Source organism: Parapedobacter defluvii (genome assembly GCF_014642075.1).
GTDB lineage: Bacteria > Bacteroidota > Bacteroidia > Sphingobacteriales > Sphingobacteriaceae > Parapedobacter > Parapedobacter defluvii.
Genome location: NZ_BMIK01000005.1, coordinates 104,108 through 121,337, shown reverse-complemented (window position 1 = coordinate 121,337; position 17,230 = coordinate 104,108). Strand labels below are relative to the sequence as shown.

The following is a 17,230-nucleotide window of genomic DNA, read 5'->3' as shown; positions in this document are numbered from 1 at the left end:
TTTACCTAAAAAAACCATAGTATGTCCATCATAAATATTCCCAGGCTCGACCTAAACGATTACACCCAAGGTACCGCCCAGCAGCGCCATCAATTTTCGCAGGCCATCGGCAAGGCGTTCAATGAGACCGGCTTCGTCATCATTGCCAATCACGGTATGGACAAAACGTTGATTGATTTGCTATACGAAACGGTAAAAGCCTTTTTTGCATTGCCGGAGTCGACCAAGCTGAAATACGAAATCCCAGGCCTCGCCGGCCAGCGCGGATACACCTCAAAAGGCAAGGAAAAGGCGAAGGATGCCAAGGTGCCTGACCTGAAGGAATTTTGGCAGCGTGGACAGGACGAAAATCCGGTGGTAGACGAATTACCAAGCTTCGATGAGGTGACGGGTGAAGTATACCGACGACTGGAAACAGCGGGGCGCGAATTACTCAAAGCCATTGCGGCGTACCTCTGCTTGGAGGAAACGTATTTCGAAGAAAAAGTCATACAGGGCAATTCCATTCTGCGGGCCATCCACTACTTTCCGATTGATGATCCCGACAGCCTGCCCGAAGACGCCGTTCGTGCAGGGGCGCATGAAGACATCAACCTCATCACGTTGCTCATCGGCGCCAGTGCGGATGGGTTGGAAGTCCTCACCCGCGACGGCACCTGGTACCCGGTGAAGGCCCACGGCGAAGACATCGTGGTCAATGTGGGGGATATGCTGCAACGCCTTACCAACAACAAGCTGAAATCCACCACCCACCGGGTGGTCAATCCGCCAAGGGAGATGATGAAAATCTCGCGTTTTTCCGTACCCTTTTTCCTGCATCCCAAAGCCGACATGAGCCTGGCGGCGTTGGATTTCTGCATCGATGCCGGACATCCAAAAGCGTATGCGGACGTCACCGCCGGCGAATACCTCGACGAGCGACTGCGCGAGATCGGTTTAAAGATGTAGATCGGATTTCTCCGTCAGGTAGCGCCAATACCGTTTGGGAATGTGGCGGATATGGAGCTTGGTATTCTTGCGAGCGGCAATGTTGGTATGGTTAAAATATCCCTTCCAAAGGCGCTGATACAATCCCTCATCTTCTGCCAACACATTTTCCGGCAATGAGGAGGTGCGCATCTTACCTGTCGGCCCGGAAAACTCGATCTCCACTTCGGCGGTGCTGTCTCCGTCGTAATAAAGTCCGTATTTACGCTTGCTGTCGTAAATGAGCCAGCGCTGGTCGGCATACCGGTCGGTAAAATGCCTCCGGATCAGTGGCAATACGTTGTAATCGGGGGCTACGAATGACGTAAACAGGCCGTCCGCTGTCTTCTGGAAACGAACAAACGCTTCCATCCGGTGTTTTTCGCGGTGTACCTTGCGGGCCAATTGCGAAACGAAGAGCAACTGCACATTGCCAAAGTCTTCCATGATGTCACCGCCACGGTCAAAAACAGCCCTTGATAAGTCAAACAGGGATTGGTAGCCCTGCGCATCCTCACCAAGGAAAGCAGCGTAGAACGTGTTCAACCCCGCCGCCCCCACACGTTTGGCCAATCCCTTCCAGACCCGGTCAGCCTGCCGGGAATCTGCATCTATCTTTATCCCACCCCCAAGCAGATCCGGCTGGTACCGATCTTGACTCACCACCTTCACGGCATCCGATCTCCGCTCGTAGGCGATGAAGACCGCCGAAAGTAACCCGGTTAACGAACCATCAAATACATACGTTTCCATATGCTAAAACAAGCTCAGTTGCGTGGGGGAAAACCGGTACGCCTGCGAGGCGAGGATACGTTGCCTGATCTCCATCGGTGAGGGTTCACGTAAGGACAGAACGCTGTCGGCACACCAGATAAAATGGCGGGCCCGGTTGAGCGCCACCCCGATTTTCCGCAACTGATCGAAACGCAGTTTACCGAATTTCCGTGCCTGTACGATTTTCTGCGCGGATCCGACACCGATTCCGGGAACCCTCAAAATCATCCGGTATTCCGCGGTATTGACGTCTATGGGAAACACCTGCGGATGACGGAGCGCCCAGCTCAGTTTGGGATCGATGGCCGTATCCAGAAAGGGATGGTCGTCATTGAGCAGTTCCGACACCTCGAAACCATAAAACCGCATCAGCCAGTCCGTTTGGTATAAGCGATTTTCCCGCAGCAACGGCGGATGGCTACCGATCGTTGGCAACCGGTGGTCTTCACTGACCGGAATATAGCCGGAATAGTACACACGCTTTAACCCATAGTCCCGGTAAAAACGATCGGCAGTGTACAGAATGTCTTTATCACTTTCTGCCGTGGCTCCCACCACCAGTTGCGTGCTCTGCCCGGCGGGCACGAATGTCGGCACGCGCCGCATCAGTTGGCGTTCCTCATTCAGCTGGATCATCGATTTATTCACCCAGTCGAGCGGCTTTTTCACCTCCTCGTGCGACTTTTCCGGCGCCAGCTGTTTCAGCCCCGCTTCCGTGGGCAGCTCCAGGTTGATGCTCATCCGGTCGGCATACAGGCCAGCTTCCCTGACCAATTGCTCGCTCGCACCGGGAATGGTCTTTAAATGAATGTAACCGTGAAACCGTTCTTCCGTGCGGAGTTTCTTGACGATCTGCAAGAGGCGCTCCATGGTGTAATCGGCATTCTTGAAAATGCCCGAACTCAGGAAAAGCCCTTCAATGTAATTCCGCCGGTAAAAATTAATGGTTAGATCGACTACCTCCTGTACCTTGAAGGCCGCCCGGCGGATGTCGTTACTGCGGCGTGACACACAGAATGCACAGTCGTAAATGCAGTGATTGGTCAGTAAAATCTTCAACAACGACACACAGCGGCCGTCTTCCGTGTAGCTGTGGCAAATCCCGGATTGATGGCTATTGCCCAATCCTTTTCCGCTATTTTTGCGGGTTCCCCCACTAGACGCACATGAAACGTCGTATTTGGCCGCATCGGCCAGTATATTCAGCTTTTCTTCTATTTGCATTTATTTACTATTTTACTAACAAAATTAGTAAAATAGCTTCACTACGACAAATAAAAAGAATAAAATCCCATGGATAAAAATCAATGGGAGACGACCTCAGCAATCAGCTCGCAAAGTTCCTGTTGCAGCGACTGACCTTTATCTGCGTTATACCAATTTTGTAGCGCCACTTTTTGCGTTTCAAAATCTGCACCTTCTACCTTCAGCTGATCATAGAGTTGCTGGCAAGCTGCGGGCCGTGGTCCCCAAGTTGCCAGATCATTCCCCTTTCCATCACGTATGATCAATTTGGGGATCGACTTGCTGCCATTGGTCAGGTACTTCTCGATGCGGAAAGGTGGAGAATCGCGCAACTCGTATTCCACTGAAATATGCGTGTTTTGCTGGGCGATCAATTGAATAAACGGCAAGGTATGTGCAGCGTCACCACACCACGGCTCGGTGATCACCAGCCAGTGTTGAGGTGCGTTGATACGACGAACCGTTTCCACCACCACTTCGCTCAACACCCCTTTTTTCAACCATCGGCTCATCCTCGACCAATTAAGTTTAGCATAGTCAAGATACGCAGCGTTGTCGTAGGGAGCAGAAGGAGGCGAAGCGTGTAATATATCTTCAAATACCAGTAAATACCGATGAAAATCCATATGATGCATTTTTAGTCGGATGCAAAGATAGTGTCCCCGCCCACATAACAGTCGGCTGAGTGTCAAATAAGGTTGTTTAAGAGGCGCTCACGCAACAATTTTGGCAGGCCCATCACGACTAATTCGTAGCTATGGTCAATCAGCCTGATTAACAGCTGATCATCCAGTTCCCCATTGCAAACCACCTCATTCCAATGCCGTTTATTCATGTGATAAGCTCCCCGCACCGCATGTGGATAACGCTCACGCAATTCGATGGCATACTCCGGGTCGCATTTTGCGCTAAACACCAGCGGTTGTCCATCTAAACCGGTTAAGAGAAACATTTTATCCGCGACCTTAAATACCAGCGTATCCGGCCCGAAAGGGCAACTCTCGGTTACACCGCGTTTGCTAAGGCAGTAATCGCGCAATTGTTCAATATGCATGGTGTAAAAGTAAAAAATTGAAAAGTCAAAAATAAAAAAATGAAAACGGAATGTCTCATATCTCACGTCTCATATCTGATGTCTCACCAAATGACACATTGTCATGATCAGGTCACCGGTAATGACGTTTTTTTAGCCCTCAGGCGATAATTGGCACCGAAGAAGTGATTGGCACAAGGCTTGTTACATGGATTAAAGCAATTGATTTTAATCATCAACGTAGAAAAGGAAATATAGATATGGCAAAAATTATTGGAATTGACTTAGGAACTACCAACTCTTGCGTAGCTGTGATGGAGGGGAATGAGCCGGTAGTCATCACCAACAACGAAGGAAAACGCACGACACCTTCGATTGTGGCATTCGTAGAGAATGGCGAGCGCAAAGTGGGGGACCCAGCGAAGCGCCAAGCCATTACCAATCCGAAAAAAACTGTTTACTCGATCAAGCGGTTTATGGGTACCAACTATGACGAAGCACTCAAAGAGGCAAAACGGGTACCTTATGCGATCGTGAAAGGCGATAACAACACGCCGCGCGTGGAGATCGACGACCGTAAATACACCCCTCAGGAAATTTCCGCAATGATTTTACAGAAAATGAAAAAAACTGCAGAAGATTTCCTTGGCCATGAAGTAACCGAAGCGGTTATTACCGTACCCGCTTACTTTAACGATGCCCAACGTCAGGCCACCAAAGAGGCTGGCGAGATTGCAGGGCTGAATGTAAAACGGATCATCAACGAACCTACTGCGGCTGCCTTGGCCTATGGATTGGATAAATCCAATAAGGACATGAAAATCGCGGTATTTGACTGCGGTGGTGGTACGCACGACGTCTCCATATTGGAATTGGGTGACGGAGTATTTGAAGTAAAATCAACCGATGGCGACACTCACCTGGGTGGTGACGACTTCGACCAAGTTATCATCGATTGGTTAAACAACGAGTTCAAGAACGATAACAACGGTTTTGACCTGAGTAAGGATCCGATGGCGTTGCAACGGTTGAAAGAAGCGGCAGAGAAAGCCAAAATAGAACTTTCCAGTTCGTCATCCACTGAAATTAACCTGCCGTACATTACAGCAGATCAGACCGGCCCCAAGCACTTGGTCCGTACGTTGAGCCGTGCGAAGTTTGAACAACTGGCAGACAACCTGATCAAGCGGACAATCGACCCCTGTAGATCAGCGTTGAAAAATGCGGGTTATTCACCTTCCGACATCGATGAAATCATCCTGGTGGGTGGTTCTACGCGTATCCCGGCCATTCAGGAAGCCGTGAAGAAATTCTTCGGAAAAGAGCCTTCTAAAGGTGTGAATCCGGACGAAGTGGTTGCTTTGGGTGCTGCTATCCAAGGCGGCGTTCTCACGGGCGAAGTGAAAGACGTACTGCTGCTTGACGTAACCCCGCTTTCATTGGGTATCGAAACGATGGGGGGCGTAATGACCAAACTGATCGAAGCAAATACGACCATTCCGACCAAGAAATCGGAAGTGTTCTCCACGGCATCGGACAACCAGCCTTCTGTGGAAATACACATCCTGCAGGGTGAACGGCCTATGGCTTCCCAGAACCGTACCATTGGACGATTCCACCTGGACGGCATTCCGCCTGCTCCGCGCGGCGTACCGCAAATCGAGGTCACGTTCGACATCGACGCAAACGGTATCCTGCATGTTTCCGCGAAGGACAAAGCAACCGGCAAGGAACAAAAAATCCGTATTGAAGCATCTTCTGGGCTGACCGACGATGAAATCAAGAAAATGAAGCAGGAAGCAGAAGCCAATGCAGAAGCTGACAAGAAAGCAAAAGAAGAAATCGACAAGCTGAATGCAGCCGACGCGTTGATCTTCTCTACCGAGAAGCAGCTGAAAGAATACGGCGATAAGATCGGTGCTGACAAAAAGGCTCCTATCGAAGATGGCTTGAAGAAACTGAAAGATGCGTATGCAGCAAAAGATTTCACCGCTATCGACGCCGCTCAAGCCGAATTACAGACAGCTTGGAATGCAGCTTCTGAAGATATGTACAAAGCTTCCCAGGAAGCATCGGCCAATGGACAAGCCGGAGAGGATGCAGGTCAATCGACTGCCAATGCCGGAGAAGATGTGACCGACGTGGAATACGAAGAAGTGAAGGACAACGATAAGAAGTAGGTTTTAAGTACGAGGTACGAGGTAAGAAGTACGAGGTACGCGTTACAAAGAAACCCTCGCGGAGCGATTCCACGAGGGTTTTTTACTTGATTGTTCTTTTAAAACAATTTCTCCGGATATATCCCGTCTTTCACTAAACGGGCAATGTTTTCCTGCACAATGGGCTTATCTTCTGGGTACGTCACACCAAACCACTTCTGCGACGTAGGCAGTACTTTAAATGTAGCTTTCCCCTGCTGGATGAGTTCATCGGCCACTTTGGGAATTAAAAATTCTGATTTTGGATTATCTTCATTGGCAGGCACAAACGCTTTGAAAAGTTCCTCACTCACGCCAAAAATAGCAGGTGTAAAACCCCAGAAATTCATAGATACCCGGCTGCTTCTGGGTAGTTCCGTCTCCACGCCATCCTCCTCAAAGAAAATACGCTTTTCTCCGTCTACCTCTTTAAAGTAGACTTTCAAACGCTCATTGATTTCCGTCATGTTACCCTGGTCATCCACTTTACACACTCCCCTCGATACCGACCCATAATCAGATAAAGTTTTATCTATTTGGTATCCCATCAAAGAAAACTTGTCATCAGCAACCTCGTCGGTTAGGAATTTTGCCATCTTTTCAAACGCTTCATATCCATAGAAATCATCTGCATTGATCACGCAAAACGGCTCATGTATCTGGTTGCGTGCAGAAAGTACGGCATGCGCCGTACCCCAGGGTTTCGAGCGTTCAATTTGCCGATCAATACCGAAAGGTGTCAGATCATAGCTTTGATACACATAATCTGTCTCGATTTTACCGGCCAACTTCGGTTCAAAGATCTCTTTAAATTTTTCGGCAAATTCTTCCCGGATAATGAAACTTACTTTTCCAAATCCGGCCCTTATGGCATCATAAATTGAATAATCAATGATGGTTTCGCCATTTGGCCCGAAAGGATCTATCTGCTTCATGCTTCCGTAGCGGCTTGCCATTCCGGCCGCAAGGATTAACAACGTGGGTTTACTCATTTTAATTTATCGCTTTTTATGTGTAAGAATAATCAGTTTGTGCCAAATATACCATTTTAACAGCGCCTCTACCTCCTTTTTCTGAACATCGCCGCCAGGAGTCCATTGGCAAGTCTTGCAAGCAATTTAGTACCCTCTCTTGCCAGGGTAGTGGTTGCAGCTTTCTGTGCAGCCTCCAAGGGTGTTTGACGCGTACTTTTCCGGCCTCCCCTACTTTTGGAATGCTGCTGTTCGGATTCCTCTTTTTCAACCCGCTCGGTTTGGATTTGTATTTTTTCCGCTAAAATCTCGGCTGCACTTCTCCTGTCCACGGATTCATGGTACTTGGTATACATGGACGAGGCCTTCACCAATTGCTGATAGGTTGGATCATCGACGGGGCCCATTACTGCACGTGGCGGTATGAGATGGGTCGCAACCACTTCAGTAGGTATCCCTTTGTCATTAAGCACCGTGATAAGCGCTTGTCCCGTACCGAGTGAGGTAAGTACCCGGTCTATCTCGTAAAATTCAGAATGCGGATACGTTTTAACGGTCTTCCGCAACGCTTCCGCATCGTTGGGCGTAAAGGCACGCAATGCATGCTGCACACGGTTGCCCAATTGCCCCAATACACTCTCCGGAATATCGGTGGGTGCCTGGGTACAGAAAAACACACCGACCCCTTTGGAGCGGATTAACCTGACAATCTGTTCAACCTGTGTGAGAAATGCCTTGGGCGCATCCTTAAACAACAGGTGGGCTTCCTCAAAAAAGAACACCAGTTTGGGCTTATCCAGATCGCCCACCTCGGGTAAGCTTTTGAACAACTGCGCCAACAGACTCAACAGAAACGTGGAAAACAGGATCGGTTGATCCTGAATATCCGAAATATTCAGCAGGCTGATGACACCCCTGCCATCCACCCTTCCAAACAAGTCATTTATGTCAAACTCTTTTTCCCCGAAGATATCGGACACTCCTTGCTGTTCCAAAGCGACCAGTTTACGCAATATGGTACCGGCGGTGCTGCTACTGATACGCCCATAGCTATCCTTGATTTCTGCCGCTCCCGGTCCATCTGTGAGGTATGAGATCAGCTTTTTCAGGTCGGCAAAATCAACCAATGGCAATTTAGTATCGTCGGCATATTTGAATACAGCGGCCAGTACGCCCGTTTGTGTATCGTTCAATTCCAGGATACGCCCCAGCATAACGGGACCGAAATCCTCCACCGTGAGCCGCATAGGATTTCCCACTTTGCCACTTAGCGAAAACAACTCAACAGGAAATCCCGAGGGAACAAAAGGCCACTCCAGGGCTTCTCCTCGCTCCACCAGCGCTGGATTGGATTCGCCCGGCTGATGCAGACCCGAGAGATCGCCTTTGACGTCGAGCAGGAAAACCGGTACACCCGCATCAGAAAGCTGCTCAGCGATCAGCTGCAATGTACGTGTTTTACCAGTACCTGTGGCGCCGGCAATCAGGCCGTGCCGGTTCATCATCTTCAGCGCAAGATTTACCTTTGCGGCAGCGATAACTTCGCCATCCAGCAGGCCGGCGCCCAAAAAAATAAAAGCCCCCTTGGGATTATAGGAGGCTACTACTTTTTCTGCAAACTTGGATTGATTTCCCATGATATATTTAACAAATCAGGGGTGAAGCTACGCACTTCGGAATATAATTCCAAACCAAACGTTTGCAATTTCACATAAGGGCCACAGCAATACCTTTATTTCAATTCCCGGATGCGCATATTACGGAACCATGCCCGGTCACCGTGGTCTTGTAAGGCAATTTTCCCTTTGTCTACGAGCTTATAATCGGGGTAATCCTTCCATTTCCCAGCTTTCTTTTCGTTGCTCCACGCTTCAGTCCCCTCTTCAAACTCAACGATCTTCTGTCCATTAAGCCAATGTTCGACATGCCCGTTGTGATAGACAATTTTACTTGAATTCCACTCCCCGACCGGATTCAGCTGCTTCTTTGCGGTGTCAGCCGGGTTCATGGCGTAGTTTGCACCGGCTTTCTGCCAATCTTCCAATTTACCTGGAAAACCGATATCGTCAATCAGCTGGTACTCCGGCCCGGTTTCGTAAGGTGCCTTGTATTTGGGCGATTCAACAACATGATACATCAATCCTCCGTTTCCTCCGGGTGCTATTTTCCATTCCCATTCAAGTTCAAAATTTCCGAATTCCCTTTCCGTGACGATGTCACCACCGACATCGCTGCCACCTGTCTTTCCGAGACAGGTCAATACGCCATCCTCCACAACCCAATTGTCTACAGGTCCTGCCTTATTGAACCCATGCCAACCCGCCAGCGACTTGCCGTCAAACAAGGGTATCCAAGTGTCATTTTTCCCGCCACTGGATGCGCATGACGCCAGCAAGTAAGATAGTATACCGAATAAAATAAATGTAAAAAACCGATTCATAAAAAGAAAAATTAATGTAAATGATGATAAAAAGTAAGTTTCTCAATTACCTTGGGCAGAATCAACCCCACTTTCATTCCACGGTTTTCCGCGGCTATTTTTAACAGGTCGCTGAAATGATATCCGATCGATCCCACACAATTAAATGTCAGCGATCGATACCCCGGATATAAGCAAACCAATTTTCCGAAGAAATCCTGAAAAGCTTCTCCCACGATACGTTTGCGGTAGTCTCCCGCCGCTTCGGGTTCATCCAAAAAACGTGTAAATGAAGCGCAATAGCGATTCGGATGCGTTGAGGCATACACCCGCTCCAAGAGGGTTGCTTCATCCAGTGTATGCATACGTTCGAACGCACGGCGCACTACGCCGTCCATTTGGTTCCGCAAGAAATCCATCAATATACGTTTGCCGATAGCGGCCCCACTGCCTTCATCGCCCAGTAAAAAACCCAACGAATCGATATGGAATGTGATCCCACTACCATCGTATAAACACGTATTGGTACCCGTGCCTAAAATAGCTGCGAACCCCGGACCATCGCCGAGCAATGCTTTTGCAGCAGCAAGCAAATCCACGGACACCTGTATTGCGGCAGCTTCCGTAAAAACCTGCCGCAACGCCCGTTCCATATTAGAAATTTGCGCTCCTTGGCATCCCGCACCGTAGAAAAAGACTTGGCGGACTGCCGTTGGGTCAAGGTAAGCCCCAATTTCATCTGCCATGGCTTCTCCAATTGAATCGGCACCCATAAAGAAGGGATTATAACCGGATGTAGAAAAATACCTCGTCGAACCATCGTCGGAAATTATGCCCCAATCGGTTTTGGTCGACCCGCTGTCTGCAACTAAAATCACGATCGATGCACTCCTTTCATTTTTGCACCAAACCGGTAGCCGAATGCCGCATACCAGCCGACAATCAGGTAACAGGGAATGACCAGCCAATAGGCTTGTTGGGCATCCAACCGATCGGCAAGCCAACCATAAAATAGGGGAATAACCGCGGCACCGGAAATAGCCATCACCAGCAAGGAAGATCCGATCTTGGTGAATTTCCCCAGCCCATCAATAGCCAGCGGCCACACCGATGGCCAAATCAGCGAATTGGCCAACCCCAGTAAGGCAATGAAAACCACAGATGTCACACCTTCGGTAAACAAAGCAGACAGGCCGAAGAGGATCCCCAGTCCGGCTGAACATTTGAGCGCATCACGCTGGCTTACGAATCTCGGTATGCAGACGATACCAATCAGGTAACCTATCAACATGCCGACAAGCGTAAAAGAGGTGAAAAATTTTGCCGTGGACAATGGAATACCCAGAAAAGCTCCGTAACTAATAATCGTGTTGCCCGCAATGACCTCAACACCTGTGTATACAAAAAGGGTAAGCACGCCGAAAAGCAACTGAGGGAATTGAAAAACACTGGCTTTTTCTCCTATGTCTGTTCCATCCGTCTCCGTTTCTAACGCCGATTCATCGATTTCCGGCAAACCAGAACGGTAAACCCATAACGAAAGCAATAACAACATACCGGTGATAACCAAGTAAGGAACAATGACCTTTCCTGCCAGTTCGTTTAATACCACCGCCTTCTCAGAATCGGTTAAGGAAAGTAATTGGTCTTTTATGTTGTCGGCATTATCCAATACAACGGCACCCAGAATTGCTGGCGCGAGAATGCCTGCGATGCCATTGCAGATCCCCATGATACTGATTCGCCTGGCCGCGCTGTCTATCGGCCCAAGAATCGTGACATACGGGTTGGATGCCGTTTGCAAGATAGCCAGCCCAGCACCCTGAATAAACAAACCAAAAAGGAACACCGGATAAGACCGGTAAATAGCCGCTGGCACAAAAATAAGGGAACCTGCCGCCACGGCGAGCAGACCTATGGACATTCCTTTTTTGAATCCGGTAAACTTCAGCAACCATCCGGATGGCACCGCCATCACGAAATAGGAAATATAAAATGCAAAAGCGACCAAATAGGATTGAAAGTTATTTAGTTCGCAAGCAATCTGAAGATACGGGATCAGCACCGAGCTTAACCAGGTGATAAATCCGAGGATAAAAAATAAGGCGCCGATAATAATCAACGGCTGGATAAATCGCTTCATTTAGTATTACCGATTAGTATTACCGATTTTTTAATTTAATTGACTCGATGATCGTTTCATAGACATTTTCGGGAAATATATTCGGCTGTCCATACCAAAAAAATGAATCATATCCTTCATAAACTCCAGCCTTGATGTGCCTGCTGGTTGGCAGATAGCTGGACACGTCGTTGCAATAACCGGCCACAGTGACCAATTTGTCCGGCCAGAGCGCCTTTACACCCAAGCCATATTCAGTGGTCGTTTCCCGGGAAATCCCCACCAGTTTCCAATTGCCGATATTAAGGGTTTGGACAAATACAGGCATGGTTGCAGGCATTTCGTCGTTTTCGATATATTGCAGCATCAGATCGGCCCACCGGACATTCTTTTCCGCCCCGACGTCCCCTTCTTTCCCTTCATTGGCCGTCCGGAACTCCCTGATTTTATCTTCCGGCCATGGGCGGCTGTCAAACTTTACGGTATCCAAATAAAAAGTAATACCCCCTTGGATCGGCTGCATTTGGCTCCGATCAAGCACATCGGTCACAGCGGAAACCACTTTTTTAGCCGTCACCCGATGATCGGCATCGACAGGGTTAATATCACCACCACAGCCTTGCAGAAACATGGCAGACCGCACTTTCGAATGGTGTAGCAGCATTTCCCGGGCAACACCGGGGTAATTCGGACTGATGGTTACACCTTCCCGCCCCGCATTTTGAAATACCGGGTGGCACCCCGCCAAAAATATAATATCGTCTTTATCCAGGTTTTCGTAATCTACGCGGATCACATCAAGCGCTTTGTCGTAGGGCAAGTCCGTCCCGGGTAGGTTCCGATTATGCCCGATATCAACCTCAGATTTTCCGACATACAGGTTTGCAGGTTGCAGGGTTTCGGTCGCCTGGCGCATAGCATCCAGGATACCGGATTTCACTACCGTATAAAGATAGGTACTGTCGGGCTTTTGGCAATGTGGCCCCCAGGTATGCCAGTATTGCGTAACGGGAGCATAATGCGTATGCGATGCATTCACCATCACCGCATTAGGCGCTATCCCGAATATTCGCTGGATATCCTGCTTCAGGGCATCCACAAAGCTAGCATCAAACCCGCAGACGTCCGCCCCCAGAATAGCAACCCGATCTTTTCCCTTTTTGATCAACAGCGCATTCACCGCAAGCTGGCGCGTGCTGTTGTGCTGTCCTTTGTATAGCACACCTGCACGATCCATTGCCCAGAAACCTTCGCCGGACGCCATCACCAACTGCATGTCCTGATCATAGGTGATCCCGTTGCGGATTGCTACCCGCAGCCAGCCGTCCGGTCCATCATACCGCAGGATTTCCTGCTTGGCGGTGAGTACGTAAAGGTTTTCCCGATCCGCCATGACATCGATCACATCATCGCATTTCACCAGGGTATCCCACATTAGCCGACCACCGCCCTCCTTTGCCGTCCAAAGCATTCCCGTAGCATCCAATAAGACCCAGTGGTCCTTCCAATGGGATAAGGCCTTCGGAGTTTGTTCCAGCATACCCCTGCGTCTCCAATGCAACTCGTCCTGACGGGATCGTGTAGCTTCCAGCAATTCATTATCGGCTGTCAATGCCAACAAACTGTTGTTACTTCCCGTAATCTGGCTGATGCATTCGGCTTGCTTCAAGGCCTTTGGCCCACCTTCCAATTCATTCAAATCGACCTGCCAAATCGTACCTTCGCGCAGTAGGTATAGCCTGTCTGCCACAATTGCGGCATCGTCTGCCTTACCCAGGTTTGCGCACGTTTTCCATTCGAGGGAAAAACGTCCTTCGCGGGGTGCACCGTAGCCGGCAAGTGCAACGGAAAGAATAGGTCGATTGGGTTCGATCGATGCCTGGCCCTTACCAACCCGATATTCATACTGCGTAAATGCCAGCCAAGGCATCGCAAATAAACCGGCAAGCAAAATGATACGCCTATACATTTCTCGACACATGTTCCATTGCTTGTTTTACGCTGCCATATTTCAACAGCACCATTTTTGCCTCCTCATAGTCGGAAATACCGGCTTTTTCCATCAGCATCCGTACAGCCCGGTCGGTGATTTTATCATTAATCAATGCAACGTTGACCATGCTGTTGTCCTCGACCCTCCCCAATTGGATCATCGTGGTGGTGCTGATCATATCAAAAATCATCTTCTGTGCCGTACCGCATTTCATGCGTGTGCTACCGGTGACAAATTCCGGCCCGGTAATGACTTCTACGGGAAAATCTGAAGCGGCCGCGATAGGAGAATCGGGATTGCTGACAATGCAGCCTGTGGGAATACTGCGTTGCCTGCATTGATACAGGGCGGCCAATACAAATGGAGTAGTACCACTTGCCGAAATGCCGATTACGATGTCCTGCGTAGTTACGTTCGCCGCTTGCAATTTTTCCCATGCCTCTCTGGTGTCGTCTTCCTTTTCTTCCAACGCATCTGCCAGCCGATCGATCCCTCCCGCTAAAATCACGTTGAATATCCCCTTGGGCAGCCCATAGGTGGTTGGAAGCTCAATGACATCCAGCACGGAAAGCCGGCCGCCACTACCAGCACCTACGTAGAATAACCGGCCGCCGCCGCTAATTTTTTCCACAATCGCCTTGATCAGCCGGCTAAGCTGCGGCAAGACCTGCTTTATCTGAACGGCAACCGACTGATCTTCTTGATTGATCAACTCGACAAGCTCGTCAACTGATTTCTTTTCCAGATGCCTGTACACAGACGGGCTTTCCGTAACTCTCAAATCCATGTATTCTCCTTTTTTTAAGCCTTCGCAATTTGCTTCGCGTACTTTTGGATTTTCCGTATCGCTTCAGCGATCTGTTCCATGTTTTCCCGCGTTCCAAGTAACATAGTCTGAAAAAACCACAGCGACTGTTCTCTTGTTAACGTATCGTTCTGCGGACATTGATTACGGTCCAGCCACTCTTTCATGGTTTTCTCTCCATAAATACGCAGATAGTGCGGATTTGAGGCCAGCCCGGTCACATATGCATCGCGGTTCATCTGCCCATATCCGGGGTCACACGGAATTCCCTCTGCATTCAGGGCTTCTACAAATTTACCGCGGCTCAGGCCGTGAAAATGTTCTTTCAGGTAGCGGAACATATATAAGTGATAGGCACTCCGCGTAGTACCCGGATACCATTTTGCCGGTTCGATACCAGGGATATCAGCCAATAGTTCGGTCAGGTATTTGGCGTTTTCCGTTCTCGTTTCCACCTGTTGCTGCAGGCGCGTCATCTGTGCCAACAACAGGTTCCCCTGGAACTCAGTAAGCCTTAAGTTTGTGGCCCTCGTTCCCGATCCGGTACCATAAGACGTACCGGTTCCACCCTGCCCTTGATTATGGAACGTATAACAAGCACGCGCGAAATCTGCATCGTTGGTCAGGATCGCTCCGCCTTCCGCGCAGTTCAGGTTTTTGGATGACTGGAAGCTGAAAGCGCCAGCCAGCCCGAAGTTGCCCACCTTTTTACCTTTCCACTCTGCAAGGTGAGCCTGGCAAGCATCCTCGATGATTGGAATACCAGCCTTTTCGCCCAGCCGTATGAGTGCATCGATATCTGCTGGCGTACCGCCGATATGCACCGGCATGATAGCTTTTGTCTGCGCGGTTACCGCAGCTTCCGCCTTTTTAACATCAATCTGGAATGTTTCGATATCCGTATCCACCAGGATTGGCAATGCATAGTTGAGCACCACCACATTGTAAGTAGCAATGAAGGTATATACCGGAATTACTACTTCATCCCCCGGCCCAATACCCAATGCGCCCAAAATCGTGGTTAACGCTGCCGTACCGCTGGATACTCCCAGGCAATGACCGGCTCCATTGAGGCCAGCATATGCCTTTTCAAACTCCGCCACTACGGGGCCGTTCAGGCGTCCCCAATTCCCACTTTTTAGCACCGAAACGAGTGCTTTTTCCTCACGGTCATCGAACAATGGCCATGCGCTAAAGCCACTCGTATAGGCTTTGCTGCCGCCGAGAATTGCTGGTTTTTTTGATTCCTGTCCGAGCGCAAAATTCGGACCGGCAACCGCTAACCCGGTTCCCGCAGCAGCAGCCATACTAATAAATTCCCTTCTGTTGAATTTTTGTTTCATGCAATTAAAATTAAAGCTTAGTGAAAAACTAATATTACCTTTCATCCGTTATTATTCCGCTTTCAAGGGCCAAAAACCTTTGACATCAAATTTATACCGCCACAAATCCCCTGATTCGTCGATCGCTAATAGGTCATTTCCCGACGCAACCACGGATTGATACATATCCCAACCGCTTCCCAATTGAACCCGTTGCTGCGGCATATTCGTCTCAGACATGGGAATTTGCCATAGCGTACCATCTGCCTCAATCCCCAAAAGTGAAGAACCGTAAGCAAACAGCTGTTCATACCGGTTCCAATCTGAGGCAATATCGCGGATATTCGCCCCATCCAGATCACCCTGTTCATTATACGGATAAGCTGTCGTTAAACCATCGGGCCGCACACCGATCAAAAAATGCTTGTATGGAAAAATCTTTTCGAATATATTCCAGCCCCATCCAATGGTACGACTGCTTCCAAACCCGCCGTTACCGTCTACTTGATATTGAATCACGTCTGTAGCGATCCCCACAACCCGGTCCGGTTCAAAATAAAAAATCTGGTTAAAAATCTGCCACCCTGCACCGATCTGCACCGGGTTGCCAAACGCTCCTGCATCATCAGTGGCATACAGTTGCAGTGCGCCGTCCCCATCCCGTACAATCAGTTTACCATCGACGAATGGAATCAGCAGGTTACGTTGATCTGCACCTAACGATAATATCTTTTCCCGTGGCACTTCCCCCGGCCCAAAAGACGCAATGACTTCAAAATATACCGTTTGGAGCGCCTCATTGACGGGTGCACCCTCGGCCTCGACGGTAATCGGCAGCAGGTAAGGTTTAAATGGCTCCAGATATCCTTTTGGCTTTAATATAACATTGAAAATCGGCGTTGAGTTTTGACCGGATTCAATAGCGCCTGTCAAGTTGGGCATCTCATAGCTCCCTACCGGCAAGCTCAGGTAGTCTGTTCCGTATTTCTCATTGTATTCGTCTACCAGCGTTTCGTCCGTAACGAACGACAGCGAAATTCGATGCCCTGCCTTTTTCATTCCACCGTAAAAAGCGTTGTATTTCAGCAGAAATTCGTCCGCTGTCAAGGTAACAGTTGCCGAAAGTGGACGATAGTTTGCCTGCGGGATATATACTTTACCGAACCCTTGTACGGTAGCCGTATCTTCGTCGATCTGCACCTCTGCACTGCAGCCCGCCAGGAGCAGCATCGATGTGATTGCAATACCAAGATTTGTACTCTTTTTCATTAAGATCATTTTTTTTACATGCTGTTTGTTCTCAGCGGCGTTCAAGAGATCGCTTCGCTAAATTCATGTTTTATGTTTATGACAATTTATGCAGATTTCATTTTCAATGATAT

Annotated in this window: 15 protein-coding genes; 2 read left to right on the top strand and 13 right to left on the bottom strand. The window is 49.0% G+C overall.

Features of this window, described 5'->3' with window-relative positions; genetic code table 11:
* Window positions 1–21 precede the first annotated feature (21 nt).
* Window positions 22–948 (top strand): isopenicillin N synthase family dioxygenase, encoded by a 927-nt coding sequence (locus tag IEX60_RS09825; RefSeq protein ID WP_188750033.1) that lies wholly within the window; start codon window positions 22–24, stop codon window positions 946–948.
* Here the strand turns inward: IEX60_RS09825 and IEX60_RS09820 are convergent.
* The 4 genes from IEX60_RS09820 to IEX60_RS09805 all read right to left on the bottom strand — a co-directional run bounded on the left by IEX60_RS09820 (window position 937) and on the right by IEX60_RS09805 (window position 4,039).
* Window positions 937–1,719 (bottom strand): TIGR03915 family putative DNA repair protein, encoded by a 783-nt coding sequence (locus IEX60_RS09820; RefSeq protein ID WP_188750031.1) that lies wholly within the window; start codon window positions 1,717–1,719, stop codon window positions 937–939. The genes IEX60_RS09825 and IEX60_RS09820 overlap by 12 nt on opposite strands.
* A gap of 3 nt (window positions 1,720–1,722) precedes the next feature.
* On the bottom strand, window positions 1,723–2,964 hold the full coding sequence (locus IEX60_RS09815) for a putative DNA modification/repair radical SAM protein (RefSeq protein WP_188750029.1): 1,242 nt from the start codon (window positions 2,962–2,964) through the stop codon (window positions 1,723–1,725).
* Window positions 2,965–3,044: 80 nt separating this feature from the next.
* Window positions 3,045–3,611 (bottom strand): thioredoxin family protein, encoded by a 567-nt coding sequence (locus IEX60_RS09810; protein ID WP_188750027.1) that lies wholly within the window; start codon window positions 3,609–3,611, stop codon window positions 3,045–3,047.
* Window positions 3,612–3,673: 62 nt separating this feature from the next.
* Window positions 3,674–4,039: an MmcQ/YjbR family DNA-binding protein gene (locus IEX60_RS09805; RefSeq protein ID WP_188750025.1), complete on the bottom strand. Its 366-nt coding sequence runs from the start codon at window positions 4,037–4,039 to the stop codon at window positions 3,674–3,676.
* A 239-nt stretch (window positions 4,040–4,278) separates the two neighbouring features.
* Between IEX60_RS09805 and dnaK the strand changes: the two genes are divergently transcribed.
* Window positions 4,279–6,198 carry a molecular chaperone DnaK gene (gene dnaK, locus IEX60_RS09800; RefSeq protein ID WP_188750023.1) on the top strand — a complete coding sequence of 640 codons (1,920 nt, stop codon included), beginning with the start codon at window positions 4,279–4,281 and terminating at the stop codon, window positions 6,196–6,198.
* A 98-nt stretch (window positions 6,199–6,296) separates the two neighbouring features.
* Here dnaK and IEX60_RS09795 read toward each other — a convergent pair whose 3' ends face one another.
* From IEX60_RS09795 to IEX60_RS09755, 9 genes are all read right to left on the bottom strand, one after another.
* Window positions 6,297–7,208, bottom strand: a complete 912-nt coding sequence (locus IEX60_RS09795) for a nucleotidyltransferase family protein (protein WP_188750021.1) — start codon at window positions 7,206–7,208, stop codon at window positions 6,297–6,299.
* Between the two features lie 68 nt (window positions 7,209–7,276).
* Window positions 7,277–8,824, bottom strand: coding sequence for a helicase HerA-like domain-containing protein (locus IEX60_RS09790; RefSeq protein ID WP_188750019.1), 1,548 nt, complete (start codon window positions 8,822–8,824; stop codon window positions 7,277–7,279).
* 95 nt (window positions 8,825–8,919) lie between these two features.
* Entirely contained in the window at window positions 8,920–9,627 is a 708-nt protein-coding gene (locus IEX60_RS09785; protein WP_188750017.1) for a 3-keto-disaccharide hydrolase, read from the bottom strand.
* Between the two features lie 11 nt (window positions 9,628–9,638).
* Window positions 9,639–10,484 (bottom strand): BadF/BadG/BcrA/BcrD ATPase family protein, encoded by an 846-nt coding sequence (locus IEX60_RS09780; RefSeq protein WP_188750015.1) that lies wholly within the window; start codon window positions 10,482–10,484, stop codon window positions 9,639–9,641.
* A complete protein-coding gene (locus IEX60_RS09775) occupies window positions 10,481–11,749 on the bottom strand; it encodes a sugar MFS transporter (protein ID WP_188750013.1) in 1,269 nt (422 codons plus the stop codon). The genes IEX60_RS09780 and IEX60_RS09775 overlap by 4 nt, the downstream gene beginning before the upstream one ends.
* Window positions 11,750–11,768: 19 nt before the next feature.
* On the bottom strand, window positions 11,769–13,697 hold the full coding sequence (locus tag IEX60_RS09770; RefSeq protein ID WP_188750011.1) for a hypothetical protein: 1,929 nt from the start codon (window positions 13,695–13,697) through the stop codon (window positions 11,769–11,771).
* Window positions 13,690–14,508 carry an N-acetylmuramic acid 6-phosphate etherase gene (locus IEX60_RS09765; protein ID WP_188750009.1) on the bottom strand — a complete coding sequence of 273 codons (819 nt, stop codon included), beginning with the start codon at window positions 14,506–14,508 and terminating at the stop codon, window positions 13,690–13,692. The genes IEX60_RS09770 and IEX60_RS09765 overlap by 8 nt, the downstream gene beginning before the upstream one ends.
* A gap of 14 nt (window positions 14,509–14,522) precedes the next feature.
* Window positions 14,523–15,869, bottom strand: a complete 1,347-nt coding sequence (locus IEX60_RS09760) for a DegT/DnrJ/EryC1/StrS family aminotransferase (protein WP_188750008.1) — start codon at window positions 15,867–15,869, stop codon at window positions 14,523–14,525.
* Window positions 15,870–15,920: 51 nt separating this feature from the next.
* Window positions 15,921–17,117, bottom strand: coding sequence for a BT_3987 domain-containing protein (locus IEX60_RS09755; protein WP_188750005.1), 1,197 nt, complete (start codon window positions 17,115–17,117; stop codon window positions 15,921–15,923).
* Window positions 17,118–17,230 lie beyond the last annotated feature (113 nt).